Origin of the sequence: Stutzerimonas chloritidismutans AW-1 (assembly GCF_000495915.1) — a bacterium.
Taxonomy (GTDB): Bacteria; Pseudomonadota; Gammaproteobacteria; order Pseudomonadales; family Pseudomonadaceae; genus Stutzerimonas; species Stutzerimonas chloritidismutans.
On sequence record NZ_AOFQ01000017.1, the window covers coordinates 103204 to 118465 of the forward strand.

Here is a 15262-nt window from a genome sequence, read left to right on the forward strand (position 1 = left end):
ATCCTTTCACTGCATGCGCCGTTGTTCGGCAAGTAGCTGTCGCTCGCGCTGCAGGGCGCGCGCAAGGCGCTGCTGACCGTCGCGCTCGGCCGCGGCGATCAGTGTCTGGTCGACCAGGTCGCGTTGTGCATGACTGCCGCCGAAACGCTGCGCCTGATTGCGGATCGAGCGCAGCCGCTCCACACACCGCGTGTTGTCGCCTTCGACGAAGGCGACTACTGCCTCGACGCCTGGGGCGCCGATCTGGGTGGTGAAGCGCGCATTGTCATCGTCCCGCGCGCAGGCCCGTTGCTGGGCTGCGCGCAGCAGGCCCAGCAGGTCGCCGCGGCCGGCGCAGGCGAAGGCCATGGCGGCGTGAAAGTCGTTGAACGCATAGTTGCCGTCCGCCGCCATCGCGGCCCAGCGCTCGGCCACGCCAGTCCAGCGGTCGCCGACATCCACGCCACGCAGTTGCAGCCGCCAGAGCAGTGCGCTGGCGTCGATCAGCTCCAGCGCCAGGGGGCTCTGATGGCCATTCACCGGGCCGTCGAACAGGTCCAGGGCCGCGCCGCAATCGTCGAGCTCGATGTGGTGCAACGCCAGGTGCCACCAATTGTGCACCGCCAGCATACTGTCCTGCTGCCAGCCCGGATTGCCGCGCATCCAGGCGATGCCTTCCTCGCGCCGTCCCTGCATTTCCAGAACGTGGGCGACCGCGTGCTGTGCCCAGGCGTCGGCGGGTTGCAGGGCGATTGCTTCACGGCCATAGCGCTCGGCGAGCCGATAGTCGCCGCATTCTTCCAGCCCGAACGCGTACAGGCCGAGCAACGCATGATAGCCAGGCAGCTCCAGTGACCAGTCCGGCAGCACACGGGCAATGCGGTCGCGCAGCATGCGCGCATCGCCGGTGAAAAAGTCGATCTGCTGTCCGGCCTGCAGCGCCAGCATGTCGTGGGGGTAGTCGATGCTGAGGTCCTCCAGCACGCGTCCGGCGGCGTGCCAGCGGCCATCCAGCAGTTGCCGCAGCGCCTGCAGGTGGCGGGCCTCGCGGTCATTGTGCGGCAGCTCCAGGGCGTGCTCGTACGAGGCGCGGGCCACCGGCAGGGCGGCCGCCTCGGTGCCGAGCAGGTAGAGCCAGGCGTGCAGGACATGGCCCATGACCAGTTCCGGCGAGGCCTGCAGTGTGGCTTCGGTGGTTGTCAGCGATTCGGCGTGCAGGCAGCGGAACTGCGCGAGCGCCTGATCGAGCAGGGCCTGCGCCTCGCTATTGCAGCCGGTCAGTTGGTACCCGTGTGCGTCTTTCATTGTTCTATGCTCCATGAGTCCGGTTCGTTGGCATCGGCCAACGTGCCCATACTCGGGGTTTGGCTTACGTTGGACCCCAGTCATCCTGGAAACAAACCGGCTATATCCGCCATGGCCCGCTCAGAGATCGCCGAACGTCCGCCGCTGACCGTCGCCCTGCTGGCGACGCCGGACAGTACGGCCTCGACGCTGTTCGGCCTCTACGATCTGCTGCTGGGTGCCCGTCGCGACTGGCAGCAACTGCTGCACCGCGCCGACGTGGCGTCGCCTTTCCTGCCGCTGATCGTCAGCCGCGACGGATGCTCGCTGCGGGTCTACAACGATATCCCGGTCCACCCTCATGCCAGTCTGGACGACGCACCGCCGACCGACGTGGTGATCGTCAGCAACCTGGCGGTCAGCCCCTGGGAGCCGCTCGATGATCGCTACGCGCCCGAGGCGCAATGGCTGTGCGAGCGCTACGCGGCCGGCGCGACGTTGGCGGCGGCTTGCTCCGGGGCGATGCTGCTGGCGCGTACCGGGCTCTTGGCCGGCTGCGAAGGGACTTCGCACTGGGGCTACTGCGATTGCCTGCGCCGCGAGTACCCGGACGTGCACTGGCATCCGGACAAGGCATTGGTCAGCACCGGCGTCGGCCAGCGCCTGGTGATGTCTGGCAGTGGCAGCAGCTGGCATGCACTGGGGCTGTTTCTCATCGCCCGTTTCGTCGGTGCGCGGGAGGCGATGGAGGTGGCGCGGATGAACCTGTTCGATTGGGATGCGACCAGCCCACTGGCCTACGCCGCGATGATGCGCACCGGGCAGCTGGCCGATCCGGTGATCGCGCGTTGTCAGGAGTGGGCGGCGCAGCACTACGAGGAGGAGGCGCCGGTGAGCGCCATGGTGCGCATCAGCGGCCTGCCGGAACGGACTTTCCAGCGCCGCTTCGCCCTGGCCACCGGACTGACGCCGCTGGATTACATCCATACCCTGCGCCTGGAAGAGGCCAAGCAGCTGCTGGAAAGTGGTGAGTTGTCGGTGGAGGCGATTGCCTGGGAGGTCGGCTATCAGGACGCCGGCTTCTTCGGCCGGCTGTTTCGGCGCAAGGTCGGCCTCACGCCGGCGCAATACCGGCGACGTTTCGGCGTGTTGTCGCGGCGCCTGGACGGCATCGCCACGCTGCAGCAGGCGGCGCCGGCCGTGCACTGATCCCAGCGGATGTGCCGTCCTCCGGGATCGTTACGCCCTCCGGCTCAGAGCCGGGTCGGGCCGTCGTCTTCCGGCTCGCTCGATACCACCGGCGATAGTTCGAAGCTGTCGGTGCTGTCCATGGCGCTGGCCGCGACGCGGTCGATGCTGTTCAGCGCATGGCCGATGATCGAGCTGACACTGGCTTCGTGATGGTGCACGGGCAACCGTTCGATAGCCGCCAGCACCTCTTCCCCAGGCACGGTTTCCACCGCGAGCAGGCGCTCGGTGATGTGGTCGAGCGCTGGTTTCAACTGCTGCAACAGGGCCAGGCACTCCTGATTAAGCTGCTGCAGCAGCTCATCGGCCGCTTCCAGCGCTTCGCGCGGATCGCTGTCCAGATGCGCGTCGCGCACGGCCTGCAGGCTCAACAGCGAGCCGCGCGGGCCCATGCCGAGGGCGCCGACCATGGAAAGGGCGATCTTCGAGGCTTCCTGCAGATCCTGCCCGGCGCCGGACGACACCTCGTGGAAATACAGCTGCTCGGCGCCGCGCCCGGCCAGCAGCATCTGGATGCGATTGCGCAGTTCGGAATACATGTGCAGGCGCTTGTCTTCCACCGGCGTTACCAGCGTCACGCCCAATGCCTGACCGCGCGGCAGGATGGTGACCTTCTCAACGCGGCCCACCTTCAGTGCCGCCGCTACCAGCGCGTGGCCAGCCTCGTGCACGGCAATGCGCTTGCGATCGGTCGGCGACATGGGTGTCACGCCGGAGGGCTGCTCGCCGATGCGGCAGGTTTCCACCGCGTCGACGAAATGCGCCATATCGACCTGTCTGGCGCCCGCGCGGGCCGCCAGCAATGCTGCGTGGTTGACGATATAGGCGATCGCGGCCGGCGTCAGGCCGACGGTATTGCGCGCCAGCTGCGGGAAGTCCAGATCGGTCGCCGCGCTGATCTTGCCGGCGTAGAGGCGGAACAGCGCTTCGCGGTCATCGAGGCCGGGCAGGCCGACGGCGATCGAGCGGTCGAAGCGGCCTTCGCGCACCAGCGCCGGGTCGAGCGAGTTGGGGAAGTTGGTGGCGCCCAACACCAGCACGCCGGCGGCGCCATCGAAGCCGTCCATCTCGGCGAGGAACTGGTTGATGATGCGGTTGCTCTCGGCATCGCTGGAACGTGTCTGCTCGGCGCGCTTGCCGATGCCGTCGATTTCGTCGATAAAAATGATGCACGGCGCCTGCTTGCGGGCGGTGCGGAACAGCGCCTTGACCTTTTGGATGCCAACGCCGAAATACATCGAGGAGAAGTCGCTGCCGGTGACCTGGATGAAGCTCGCATTCGACTCACTCGCCAGCGCCTTGGCCAGCTGGGTCTTGCCGGTGCCGGGCTCGCCGGTCAGCAGCACGCCCTTTGGCGGGCGGGCGCCGAGGCGGGCATAGGCGGCCGGATCGCGCAGGTAGGCGGTGACGTCGCTGAGCGCCTGCTTGGCCTCGGCGGCGCCGATGACATCAGCGAAGGTCACGCCGCTGCCCTTGCGTTGGACTTCAAAGCTACGGGTCTTCATGGCGAAGAACACCGCCGCGCCAATCAGCAGCAGGGCGATCGGTGAGTAGGGCAGAAGGATCTTGTAAAACGGCTTTTCCGCGTCGGTCTGGAACATCGCCAAAGGGAACAGCTCGCCGCTGCTCTGCGCGTACTGCTCGAGCAGCAGTCTCGCGACGCGTCCGGACTGGTCCGGCACCCAGTAGCGCAGGCCCTCGTGCAGGCTGACGTAGACCGCATCCTTACCCAATGCGGCGCTGGCAATGCTGGCGCCACGCAGATCGTTCATCAGCACCGAGAGATCGCGCCGATTGGCCTGCCAAGGTTCGGTGGAGTCCTGCAAGGCTTCGAGCATGCTGGCCGCCGCGCCAGTGGCCGGCGTCGATGGTGCGCTGGGGCGCAACTGCCAATAGGCGACGCTGGCGGTGATCAGCAGGAGCAGGAAAATGGAGAGCACAGGGCCGCGGCGACCTTGTAGCAGACGGGGTATTTTCATTTCACATCCAATCGGGAAGGCCCGACGTTTCGACAAACCACCGCCAGGAGGCGGACCACAGTTGTTCGCGGGAAACCCCGCGGCGCCATTTGCATGGCGCGCCACAGTTCGGATGTGTTGGATGCGATTTATATGCCCGACTGTGTCTCGGGTCGGCAGACTCCGATAGCCGGCGAGAATACGGCAAGAGCCACCACGGGGGCGGCTACGCGACGAACGGGCAGTAGGTTTTCGACGAATGACCGGCTGCGCGGGGAACGAAAGTATGCGTCGGATGACGTGCCGCGACGCCCGGCGGGACTGGCGGAGCACGGCATCTCACGTAAGTGATCCGGCGCAGAGATTGTCCCGCAAGGCGCTGTTAGGGTTCATCGCCGCGCGGTCGCTTGTCCCGAACCGGGCGCAATAAGAACCTGCCGACAGCCGCCCGGAACCGATGCCGGTGCGGAAAAACAACGTCCGATCGACCCGAGACTTCCACATGCCGACCAACAAGAAGTATCTTCGCTGCGCTTTTCTGGGCGCGCTGATTACCCTCCTGCCAATCGCCTCGGCCAGCGCCGACGGGGAAACCATCAATCTGCTCACGCAGAATTTCCCGCCGTTCAGCATGGCCGACGATGGCAAGAATTTCGCCAAGGAGGGTGCGATCAGCGGCATTGATGCCGAGGTGGTGGCCGCTCTGTTCAAGCGCGCGGGCGTGCCCTATGCGATGACGCTGCGTTTCCCGTGGAGCCGCCTGCAGCAGCTGGCCGAGAAGACCCCGGGCTTCGCTGTGTTCTCCCTCAGCCGTACCCCCGAGCGCGAGCCCAAGTACAAGTGGGTCGGTCCGCTCAGCGAGATCCAGATCGTGCTGCTCAAGACTCCGGAGAGCCAGATTCAGGTCTCCAGCCTGGATGCTGCCAAGCAGTATCGAATCGGCTCGAAGGATGGCAGCGTGGGCAGTCAGTACCTGATCAACCGTGGCGTCGAGGTGCAGAGTTCGCTGATAGACACACCGGCCAAGCTGAAGGCCGGCCAGTTCGATCTGTGGGCGACCACCAACCCCTCCGGCGAATACGAGGCGAAGCAGGCCGGCGTCGGCCCGCTGGCCGTGGCGCTGACCCTGAGCCGTGTCGACCTCTATCTGGCGCTGAACAAGGAAACGCCGGATGCAGTCGTCGAGAAACTGCAGCGCACCTTCGACCAGATGAAACAGGAAGGGCTGCTGCAACAGGCGACGCAGCGTTACGTGAACTGAAGGCGTTTCACGCTACCGGGGGACGGGCGATCGACCTCTTCGGTGCAATCGGATCGCATCACTACCAGGTATGATGAGGCGTGCCGGTGAGGCATCTGGCTAACGCAGGCTGCCGCCGTGGGGCCTGCCCACACTGCCTCTTAGATTTCGTCTGGCGGATTCTGATAAACGCCTGTTGGCCGAGCTCATCGACCTTGGGGTAGTCGCGTGGCACCGGTCCGATCAACAAGTCGCCGGAAAATGAAGCGGCAGGGGATTTTTTGCCGGTTTGGACTGCCTTAGTCCAGTGGAGCGGTATCGCTCCAACCGCACTCCTGGCGATTCGAGAATTCGATGACTTGCTTCAATAACTACATGCTGCGTGCCTTCTGCATGGCCGCCGCCGTCTGGATTGCGCCTACCAACGCCGAGAACCTACCCGAACCGGTAGGCCATGTGGCGCGGGTGGAAGGCGCTGCGTACATCAGCAGCCGCGGCTATACCAACGCCGCCAAGGTCGGCCAGGCAATCGTGCCGGGTGTGGCTTTGAGCACCGGCGCCGAAGGTGCGCTGGGGGTGATCCTAGGCGACGGCAGTGTTTTGGCGTTCGGCCCGCACAGCGAGCTGACCCTCGACGACTATCGCTTCGCCCCGGCATTGGATGAGCTGCGCCTGCGCGCGACGCTCAATCGCGGCACGCTCAACCTGATTGCGGGCGACATGGCCCGCCTCGATCCACAGGCCATCGCTGTCGACACGCCGGACGGCCGCATCGGTGTGCGCGGTGGCCAGGTGTTGATGAAGGTGAGCCCGTGAAGCCGATTACGCTGATGCAAACGATGGTGCTGCTGGCGATGACGGCAGTGGCGGGCTGCGCGCAGCATTCCTACGTGATGCTGGCGGACGACAGTGGTGGGCGCGGTGGTGTGATGCTTGGAGAGGAAGGGGAGCGTCGGCTGGACGCGTCTGGCCAGGGCATGGCAATTGCCGGTACCGGTCAGGCCTATGTCGTACCGGACATGCGCCGCAAGGCGGATTTCGACAAGGCGCTGGCTGCCCAGCCGGCATTGCCCGAGCGTTTTAGCCTTCATATCGCGCCATCCGGCGCGTTGGACAGCACGGCTGAACAACTGCTGGACAGCGTTCTGCTGGCAGCCCAGCGTCGGGACTACCCGGTGGTAACAGTCACCGGCCATACCGATACGCTGGGTCATCGTGCGGCCAACGAGCAGGTCGGTTTGCGTCGCGCCCAGGCGGTCGCCGAGCTGTTGCGGACCAAGGGGCTGGAAGCGATGGAGTTGCGGGTGGAGTCCCACGGCGAGCGCAATCTGCTGATAGCGACGCCGGATGCCACGGCCGAGCCGCGCAATCGGCGAGTCGAAATTCTGGTGCGTTGAGGTCGATGACGCGGCGACTGGCGCCGCGCCGACAGACGATCCGATCAGTCGATGACCAGAACGGCGTCCATTTCAACCTGCGCACCCTTGGGCAGCGCGGAGACACCGATGGCGGCACGCGCCGGGTACGGCTGCTGGCAGTAGCGGCTCATCACCTCATTGACGGTGGCGAAGTTGCCGAGGTCGGTGAGGAAGATGTTGAGCTTGACGATGTCCTTCAGCGAGCCGCCAGCCGCTTCTGCCACCGCCTTGAGGTTCTCGAAAACCTGCACCGCCTGCGCTTCGAAACCTTCCACCAGCTCCATGCTCTTGGGGTCCAGCGGGATTTGCCCGGACAGGTAGACGGTGTTGCCGGCCTTGATGGCCTGGGAGTAGGTGCCAATGGCGGCCGGCGCCTTGTCGGTGTTGATCACGGTCTTGCTCATGGAGACTCCTCTGAGGGTTGGGCAACGGGCAGCCAGCATAATGGCTGATGGCGAGAGCGGCCAGCCGTGGCGTTTTGCAGACAGGTCGAAGTCGACGGAGGAGGTCAGGCCTTGACGCGGGTGATGCGGGTGACGCCCTTGATCGCGCGCAGCTTCTTGATGACCCGGGCCAGGTGCACGCGGTCATGCACGCTGACCACCAGCTGGACGACGCTGATGCGGCCGTCGCGCTCGTCCATGCCGATCTTCTCGATGTTGCCGTCGGCGGCATTGACGCTGCCAGCGAGCAGGGCGATCAGGCCGCGCTGGTGCTCCAGCTCGACCCGGAGCTCGACATTGAACTCGCCGGTGACATCCTTCGACCAGGACAGCTGGATGCACTTGTCCGGGTTGTGCCGCACATCGGCGATGTTCCGGCAGGTTTCCAGGTGCACGACCATGCCCTTGCCGGCCGATAGATGCCCGACGATGGGGTCGCCGGGAATCGGCGTACAGCACTTGGCGTAGTTCAGCACCAGCCCTTCGGTGCCGCGAATCGCCAACGGACCTTCGAGTGCCGGTGCTTCCTCATTGTCGTGCGATATCAGACGGCGCGCGATCACATAGGCCATGCGGTTGCCCAGGCCGATATCCTCCAGCAGATCCTCGACGTACTCCATGTGGTATTCGGTCAGTACCTGCTGGATGCGCTCGGCGCTGATCTTGTCCAGGCTGGTCTCGAAGCCGCTGAGCGCCTTGCTCAGCAGGCGCTCGCCGAGGTTGATCGACTCCGAACGACGCTGCAGCTTGAGCGCATGGCGGATATGCGTGCGTGCCTTGCCGGTAACGACAAAATTCAGCCAGGCCGGATTCGGCCGCGCACCTGGCGCGGTGACGATCTCCACCGTCGAGCCACTCTCCAGTGGTTGCGACAGCGGCGCCAGGCGACGGTTGACGCGGCAGGCGATGCAGGTGTTGCCGACGTCGGTGTGCACCGCGTAGGCGAAGTCGACGGCGGTGGAACCCTTGGGCATCTCCATGATGCGGCCCTTGGGTGTGAAGACGTAGACCTCGTCGGGGAACAGGTCGATCTTCACGCTCTCGATGAATTCCAGCGAGTTGCCGGCGCGCTGCTGCAGTTCCAGTACACCCTTGACCCACTGGCGGGCGCGGGCGTGGGTGCCCTTGGGCACTTCGTCCTCGGGGGACTTGTATAGCCAGTGCGCGGCGATGCCGTTGTTGGCCATCTCTTCCATCTCGCGGGTGCGAATCTGGATCTCGATGGGCACGCCGTGCATGCCGAACAGGGTGGTGTGCAGGGACTGGTAGCCGTTGGCCTTGGGGATCGCGATGTAGTCCTTGAAGCGGCCCGGCAGCGGCTTGTAGAGGCTGTGCACCGCACCGAGCACGCGGTAGCAGGTGTCGACCTTGTCCACCACGATGCGGAAGGCGTAGACGTCCATGATCTCGTGGAACGCCTTGCGCTTGCCGCGCATCTTCTTGTAGATGCTGTACAGGTGCTTCTCGCGGCCCAGTACGTCGCCTTCCAGCCCTTCGCGTTCGAGGCAGTGAATCAGCGACTGTTCGATCTTGTCGACGATCTCATTGCGGTTGCCCCGGGCGCGGCGTACGGCGGCGCGGATGCGCTCCGAGCGCATCGGGTGCATGGCCTTGAAGCCCAGATCCTCGAACTCCACGCGCATGGTGTGCATGCCCAGCCGGTTGGCGATGGGTGCGTAGATCTCCAGGGTTTCCTTGGCGATGCGGCGGCGCTTTTCGCCGGCCAGTACTTCCAGCGTGCGCATGTTGTGCAGGCGGTCGGCGAGCTTGACCAGGATCACGCGGATGTCGCGGGCCATCGCCATGGCCATCTTCTGGAAGTTTTCGGCCTGCGCTTCGGCCTTGGTCTCGAAGTTCATCTGGGTCAGCTTGCTGACCCCGTCGACCAGTTCTGCAACGGTTTCGCCGAACTGCGCGACCAGTGCGTCCTTGGGAATGCCGGTGTCCTCGATGACGTCATGCAGCATCGCGGCCATCAGGCTCTGATGGTCCATGTGCATGTCGGCGAGGATGTTGGCTACCGCGAGAGGATGGGTGACGTAGGCTTCACCGCTGCGCCGGCGTTGACCGTCGTGGGCCTGCTCGGCGTAGAAATATGCACGACGGACCAGATTGACCTGATCCGGGCCGAGGTAGGTCGATAGGCGATCCGCAAGCGCGTCTATGGCTGGCAAGACAGTGCTCCTTGCCAGCGGGCTTCGATGTTATCGGTTCGACTTCGACCTGGCATTTATTCAGATGGCCTCGTTCGGCTCTTCCTCGTACTGGGTAAAGAGAGGCTCGTCGTCAACGATCTCGTCTTGTGCAATGACATCGTAGTCGACCAGGCCGGAAGCGATCTCGCGCAGGGCGACGACGGTCGGCTTGTCATTTTCCCATGCGACCTTGGGCTCCTTGCCACCGGTGGCCAGCTGGCGCGAGCGCTTGGTAGCGAGCATGACCAGCTCGAAGCGGTTATCGACGTTGTCCAGGCAATCTTCAACGGTAACGCGGGCCATGGTGTTCCTCATCAATAGCGGTAGAGCGTGCCCGAATGGGCGAGCGGACGGAGTAGTCTAAAAAATCACCAGCCTTAATGGAAGCGCTGTTTCTGCGGGCTGTGCGTCAACCGACCTGCGCGAGCAATTCGCCAAGCAGGCGGGCGTGGCGCTGTTGCTGGGTCTTCTGTATCAGTTGGTTGGCGCGGAAGATCGACTGCAGGTCGATCAGGGCGTGGGCGAAGTCGTCGTTGATCACCAGGTAGTCGTATTCGACGTAGTGGCTCATTTCGCTGACCGCTTCGCGCATGCGCTTGTCGATGATCTCGTCACTGTCCTGGCCGCGGTTGTTGAGGCGTTGGCGCAGTGCTTCCTGGGTCGGTGGCAGGATGAAGATCGATTTGGCCTGGGGCATCAGGCGGCGCACCTGCTGCGCGCCCTGCCAGTCAATCTCCAGGATTAGGTCGAAGCCTTCGGCCAGGGTGTCTTCCAACCAGCGCTGGGAGGTGCCGTACAGGTTGCCGAACACTTCGGCATGCTCGAGAAACTCGTTGCGCTCCAGTCGCGCGAGAAAATCCTCGCGGCTGACGAAGTGATAGTTGACGCCGTCGACCTCGCCCGGCCGCATGGCCCGGGTGGTATGGGAAACCGACACCCGCACCTGCGGTTGTGCATCGACCAGCGCCTTGACCAGGCTGGTCTTGCCGGCCCCGGAAGGCGCGGAAACGATATAAAGCGTACCGGTGGTGGCGGACATGACGGGTTCCTGAAAAGCGCTGTTAATGCTGTGGGACAAAAATAGACCAGCCGTTGTGGTGGCTGATGGTTATTCGAGGTTTTGCACCTGCTCGCGCATCTGCTCGATCAATACCTTGAGATTGACCGCGGCCTGAGTGCTGCGCGGGTCGAACGCTTTCGAGCCGAGGGTGTTGGCTTCGCGATTGAGTTCCTGCATGAGGAAGTCGAGCCGGCGTCCGGCCGCGCCGCCGGTCTTGAGTACCCGTCGCACTTCGGTCACATGGGTGTTCAGGCGGTCCAGTTCTTCGGCAACGTCACTCTTCTGTGCCAGCAGGACCATCTCCTGTTCGAGGCGCTGTGGGTCGAGCTCTGCCTGCATTTCGCTGAAGCGGTCGAGCACCTTCTGGCGCTGGGCTGCGAGCATCTGCGGCACCTGTTCGCGCAGCGTGGCAACTTCTTCGAGGATGCTGTCCAGACGCTCGTTGAGCAGCTTGGCCAGTTCGTCGCCCTCACGCCGGCGGCCTTCCTTGAGCTGCTCGAGCGCACTGTGGAAGAGCTGCAGGGCACTCTGGTTGAGTGTCTGTGGGTCGACCGCGTCGCCGACCAGTACGCCCGGCCAGCCAAGTACCTGCAGCGGGTCAATCGGTGCGGGTTGGCTGATCAGTGCGGCAACGCTTTCGGCGGCGGCGATCAACTGGCTGGCGCGCTCGCGGTCGACCTGCAGGGCGGTGCGGTTGTTTTCCTCGGCGAAGCGCAAAGTGCATTCCACCTTGCCGCGCGAGATGCCTTTGCGCAGGGCATCGCGAACCGCGCCTTCGAGGTCGCGGAAGGCGTCCGGCAGGCGCAGGTGCGGCTCGAGATAGCGATGATTGACCGAGCGGATTTCCCAACTGAGGGTGCCATGGGTGCCGGCCTGCTCGCTGCGGGCAAAGGCCGTCATGCTGTGGACCATCGGGGATACCTCTCGATTGCGGGCTGCGAAAGGCGAAGGATTGTAAAGGAAAACAGGGTGTCGCGGCAGCGATGGCCGGACGGCCGCGACCCTTTTCCGCGCCAATGGGCTCTATAATGCCGGTCAATTTCCCATCTAGCAGGACCTATACATGAAGCGACCCAGTGGCCGTGCCGCCGATCAGCTGCGCTCGATCCGCATCACCCGCAACTACACCAAGCATGCCGAGGGCTCGGTGCTGGTGGAGTTCGGCGACACCAAGGTGATCTGCACGGTCAGCATCGAGTCCGGCGTCCCGCGTTTCCTGAAAGGGCAGGGGCAGGGTTGGCTGACCGCCGAGTACGGCATGCTGCCGCGCGCTACGGGTGAGCGTAACCAGCGTGAAGCCTCGCGCGGCAAGCAGGGTGGGCGCACCCTGGAAATCCAGCGCCTGATCGGTCGTTCGTTGCGTGCGGCGCTCGACATGAGCAAGCTCGGTGAGAACACGCTGTTCATCGACTGCGATGTGATCCAGGCCGACGGCGGTACGCGCACGGCGTCGATCACCGGTGCCATGGTGGCGGTGATCGATGCGCTCAAGGTGCTAAAGAAACGTGGCGGTCTGAAGGCGGGCGATCCGGTCAAGCAGATGATTGCAGCGGTATCGGTCGGTATCTATCAGGGCGAACCGGTGCTGGATCTGGATTACCTGGAGGACTCGGCGGCCGAAACCGATCTGAATGTGGTGATGACCGACGCCGGTGGTTTCATCGAGGTACAGGGAACTGCCGAAGGCGCGCCGTTCCAGCCTGCTGAGCTCAACGCCATGCTGGCCCTGGCTCAGGACGGCGTGCGACAGTTGTTCGAGTTGCAGCGCGCCGCGCTGGCTGACTGAGCGAGAGGTAACGCGAAATGACCGATCAGGATCTCGTGCCGCTGCCCAACCGCGAAGCGCGTCAGTGGGCGATGTTCTGCCACTACTCGTCGTTTTTCTGGTTTCTGGCGCCGATGATCGGCAACGTGATTGGTCCGCTGATCGTCTGGCAGCTGAAGAAGGACATGGATCCCTTCGTCGATCAGCAGGGCAAGGAAGCGCTGAATTTCCAGCTGACCTTCAGCATCGTGATGATGATCTGCGGCTTGCTGGCCTGGATCCTCATCGGCTTTCCGCTGATGGTGCTGGTGAGCGTAGTGGCGCTGGTGCTGGTGGTGATCGCCGGCATCCGTGCCAACGAGGGCAAGCCCTACCGCTATCCGTTCTGCTGGCGGCTGGTCAAGTAGGGCAAACCGCTGAGCCTCAGAGGCTCAGCGTCCAGTCGTAGTCAACGATCAGCGGCGCGTGCTGGGAGAAGCGTGGCTGCCGTGGCAGGCGAGCAGTGCGCACGAAGCGGCGTAGACCGGATGTCAGGATCTGGTAGTCGAAACGCCAGCCGAGGTTGAGCATTTCGGCCTGCTCGGTGTCCGGCCACCAGCTGAACAGATCGCCTTCGCGATTGACTTCGCGCAGGGCGTCGATATAGCCCATATTGCCGAAAATCTCGTCCAGCCAGGCGCGCTCGGGCGCTAGAAACCCTGGGTCCTGCTGACAATCGCGCCAGTTCTTCACGTCCAGCTTCTGGTGGGCGACATACAGTGAGCCACAATAGATGTACTCGCGGCGCTTGCGGCGCTGCTTGTCCAGGTAGTGGGCGAAGTCGTCCATGAACTTGAGTTTGTGGTTCAGGTTGGCATCGCCGCCGTGGCCGGACGGCACCAACAGGCTGGCGATGCTGACCTTGTCGAAATCCGCCTGCAGGTAACGCCCGTAGCGATCCGCCGTCTCGAAGCCCAGTCCGGTGATGACGGCCTTCGGCTGCAGCCTGGAATAGAGCGCCACGCCTCCCTGCTCCGGAATCTCGGCATCGCAGGCATAGAGAAAGTAACCGTCCAGCTGATAGGCCGGATCGTCGAGTTCCAAGGCAGAGGCGCGGGTATCTTGCAGGCAGATGACATCGGCATTCTGCGCTTGCAGCCAGCTGAGCAATCCCCGCTGTGCCGCCGCTTGAATGCCATTCACGTTGACGCTGATGATCCGCATAAATGGCCCCTAAAAACACGTGCGTGTATGATAACCCAAGCTCTTCGCAATTAGCTAAAACAGTGGTTTTCCGGGAAATTTCTTCATGCAGGCGTACCAGCGCGAGTTCATTCGCTTCGCCATCGAACGCGGTGTTCTGCGTTTCGGTGAGTTCACTCTCAAGTCGGGACGCATCAGCCCCTATTTTTTCAATGCCGGGTTGTTCAACAGCGGCAGCGCGTTGGCACAGCTCGGGCGGTTCTACGCCTCGGCGGTGATCGAGAGCGGTCTGGATTTCGACGTCATCTTCGGCCCGGCCTACAAGGGCATCCCGCTTGGCGCAGCCACCGCCATCGCGCTGGCCGAGCAGCATCAGCGCGACCTGCCTTGGTGCTTCAACCGCAAGGAAGCCAAGGATCATGGTGAGGGTGGCACGCTGGTCGGTGCACCGCTGGCGGGGCGTGTGCTGATCGTCGATGACGTGATCACCGCCGGCACCGCGATCCGCGAAGTGATGCAGATCATCCAGGCGCAGAAAGCCGAGGCCGCCGGCGTACTCATCGCCTTGAATCGACAGGAAAGAGGGCAGGGCGAGCTGTCGGCGATTCAAGAAGTTGAACGTGATTATCGAATGCCGGTAATCAGTATTGTGTCCCTGGAGCAAGTGCTGGAATATCTCGCCGACGACGCTCAGCTGAAACAGCACCTGCCCGCGGTACAGGCTTATCGCGAGCAGTACGGAATCTGACCCAGGGTAGGTAATGCGCCATGCGTAAATCGGTAGCCGCTCGTACGTTGCTCCTGCTAGGAGTCATATGTCCGGTATTGGCTTCGGCTGCCGAGCTGTATCGCTATGTGGACGACCGTGGCGTGGTCGTACTCGATCGCCATGGCGTGCCGCCGCAACACATTTCGCGTGGATATCAGGTGCTCAACGAGCAAGGGCGAGTGGTCCGCGAGGTGCCGCCGGCACCGACCGCGGAGGAATTTGCCCGGTTGCAGGCACAGAAGGCCCGCGCTGCATCGGATGCGCAGCTGCTGCGTCTGTATGCCAGTGTCGAGGATGTGGAGCGGGCCGAAACGCGCAAGCTTTCCGAGCTCGATAGCGTGATGGGCTTGGCGCGCGGCAACCTGCAGTCGATACGCAACCAGCATGCGAGCTTGCGCAAGCAGGCGGCGAACCATGAGCGCGCCGGTCGCAAGGTTCCGGGCAACCTGTTGGCGCAGATCGAGAACCTTGAAAAGGAAGAGCAGAGTCTGCAGCGCGACCTCAAGCGTTTCGAAAAGGCGCGCGCTGATGCGGAAGTCAGCTTTGCCAGTGATCGCCAGCGGATTGCCGAACTCCTAGGGCAAAAGCAGTAAAACGCTGATACCGGTTCCCTTGTTTCAAAATACTTGGCGTGGCTATTTGCTATGCCAATAGCTCGATGAGTAGCTTGCTTGCTATCACAAAAGACCGCTCTAGCTCAATAGTTTCAAGGTCGTGATGA

The 15262-nt window shown here is 63.6% G+C and carries 16 protein-coding genes; 8 read left to right on the plus strand and 8 right to left on the minus strand.

Annotated elements, in window-relative coordinates:
• Window positions 1-6: 6 nt before the first annotated feature.
• Complete coding sequence (locus F753_RS31250; RefSeq protein ID WP_023444571.1) at window positions 7-1284, minus strand: tetratricopeptide repeat protein; 1278 nt, start codon at window positions 1282-1284, stop codon at window positions 7-9.
• A 111-nt stretch (window positions 1285-1395) separates the two neighbouring features.
• On the opposite strand from F753_RS31250, the gene F753_RS31255 reads away from it, so the two are divergent.
• Window positions 1396-2472, plus strand: coding sequence for a GlxA family transcriptional regulator (locus F753_RS31255; protein ID WP_023444572.1), 1077 nt, complete (start codon window positions 1396-1398; stop codon window positions 2470-2472).
• A gap of 44 nt (window positions 2473-2516) precedes the next feature.
• Here F753_RS31255 and F753_RS31260 read toward each other — a convergent pair whose 3' ends face one another.
• Window positions 2517-4490 carry an AAA family ATPase gene (locus tag F753_RS31260; protein WP_031297352.1) on the minus strand — a complete coding sequence of 658 codons (1974 nt, stop codon included), beginning with the start codon at window positions 4488-4490 and terminating at the stop codon, window positions 2517-2519.
• A gap of 481 nt (window positions 4491-4971) precedes the next feature.
• Here F753_RS31260 and F753_RS31265 point away from each other — a divergent pair, with 481 nt between their 5' ends.
• The 3 genes from F753_RS31265 to F753_RS31275 all read left to right on the plus strand — a co-directional run bounded on the left by F753_RS31265 (window position 4972) and on the right by F753_RS31275 (window position 7106).
• Entirely contained in the window at window positions 4972-5730 is a 759-nt protein-coding gene (locus tag F753_RS31265; protein WP_023444574.1) for a substrate-binding periplasmic protein, read from the plus strand.
• A gap of 333 nt (window positions 5731-6063) precedes the next feature.
• Entirely contained in the window at window positions 6064-6525 is a 462-nt protein-coding gene (locus tag F753_RS31270; protein WP_023444575.1) for a FecR domain-containing protein, read from the plus strand.
• Between the two features lie 14 nt (window positions 6526-6539).
• Entirely contained in the window at window positions 6540-7106 is a 567-nt protein-coding gene (locus F753_RS31275) for an OmpA family protein (RefSeq protein ID WP_031297354.1), read from the plus strand.
• 44 nt (window positions 7107-7150) lie between these two features.
• On the opposite strand, the gene F753_RS31280 is transcribed toward F753_RS31275, so the two are convergent.
• From F753_RS31280 to F753_RS31300, 5 genes are all read right to left on the minus strand, one after another.
• Window positions 7151-7531 carry a RidA family protein gene (locus F753_RS31280; RefSeq protein ID WP_014821809.1) on the minus strand — a complete coding sequence of 127 codons (381 nt, stop codon included), beginning with the start codon at window positions 7529-7531 and terminating at the stop codon, window positions 7151-7153.
• Window positions 7532-7635: 104 nt separating this feature from the next.
• Entirely contained in the window at window positions 7636-9744 is a 2109-nt protein-coding gene (gene spoT, locus F753_RS31285) for a bifunctional GTP diphosphokinase/guanosine-3',5'-bis pyrophosphate 3'-pyrophosphohydrolase (protein WP_023444577.1), read from the minus strand.
• Window positions 9745-9804: 60 nt separating this feature from the next.
• Complete coding sequence (rpoZ, locus tag F753_RS31290) at window positions 9805-10068, minus strand: DNA-directed RNA polymerase subunit omega (RefSeq protein WP_003283345.1); 264 nt, start codon at window positions 10066-10068, stop codon at window positions 9805-9807.
• A 106-nt stretch (window positions 10069-10174) separates the two neighbouring features.
• Window positions 10175-10804, minus strand: a complete 630-nt coding sequence (gene gmk, locus F753_RS31295) for a guanylate kinase (RefSeq protein WP_014821807.1) — start codon at window positions 10802-10804, stop codon at window positions 10175-10177.
• 69 nt (window positions 10805-10873) lie between these two features.
• On the minus strand, window positions 10874-11737 hold the full coding sequence (locus F753_RS31300) for a YicC/YloC family endoribonuclease (protein ID WP_023444578.1): 864 nt from the start codon (window positions 11735-11737) through the stop codon (window positions 10874-10876).
• Window positions 11738-11888: 151 nt separating this feature from the next.
• On the opposite strand from F753_RS31300, the gene rph reads away from it, so the two are divergent.
• A complete protein-coding gene (rph, locus tag F753_RS31305) occupies window positions 11889-12611 on the plus strand; it encodes a ribonuclease PH (protein WP_023444579.1) in 723 nt (240 codons plus the stop codon).
• A 17-nt stretch (window positions 12612-12628) separates the two neighbouring features.
• Window positions 12629-12997, plus strand: a complete 369-nt coding sequence (locus F753_RS31310) for a DUF4870 domain-containing protein (RefSeq protein ID WP_023444580.1) — start codon at window positions 12629-12631, stop codon at window positions 12995-12997.
• 16 nt (window positions 12998-13013) lie between these two features.
• Here F753_RS31310 and F753_RS31315 read toward each other — a convergent pair whose 3' ends face one another.
• Entirely contained in the window at window positions 13014-13793 is a 780-nt protein-coding gene (locus F753_RS31315) for an exodeoxyribonuclease III (RefSeq protein WP_014821803.1), read from the minus strand.
• 85 nt (window positions 13794-13878) lie between these two features.
• Between F753_RS31315 and pyrE the strand changes: the two genes are divergently transcribed.
• Both pyrE and F753_RS31325 read left to right on the plus strand, forming a co-directional pair.
• The gene (gene pyrE / locus F753_RS31320) at window positions 13879-14520 is read left to right on the plus strand and encodes an orotate phosphoribosyltransferase (RefSeq protein ID WP_023444581.1); all 642 of its coding nucleotides are present in this window, start codon (window positions 13879-13881) and stop codon (window positions 14518-14520) included.
• 20 nt (window positions 14521-14540) lie between these two features.
• Window positions 14541-15134, plus strand: a complete 594-nt coding sequence (locus F753_RS31325; protein WP_224742652.1) for a DUF4124 domain-containing protein — start codon at window positions 14541-14543, stop codon at window positions 15132-15134.
• Window positions 15135-15262 lie beyond the last annotated feature (128 nt).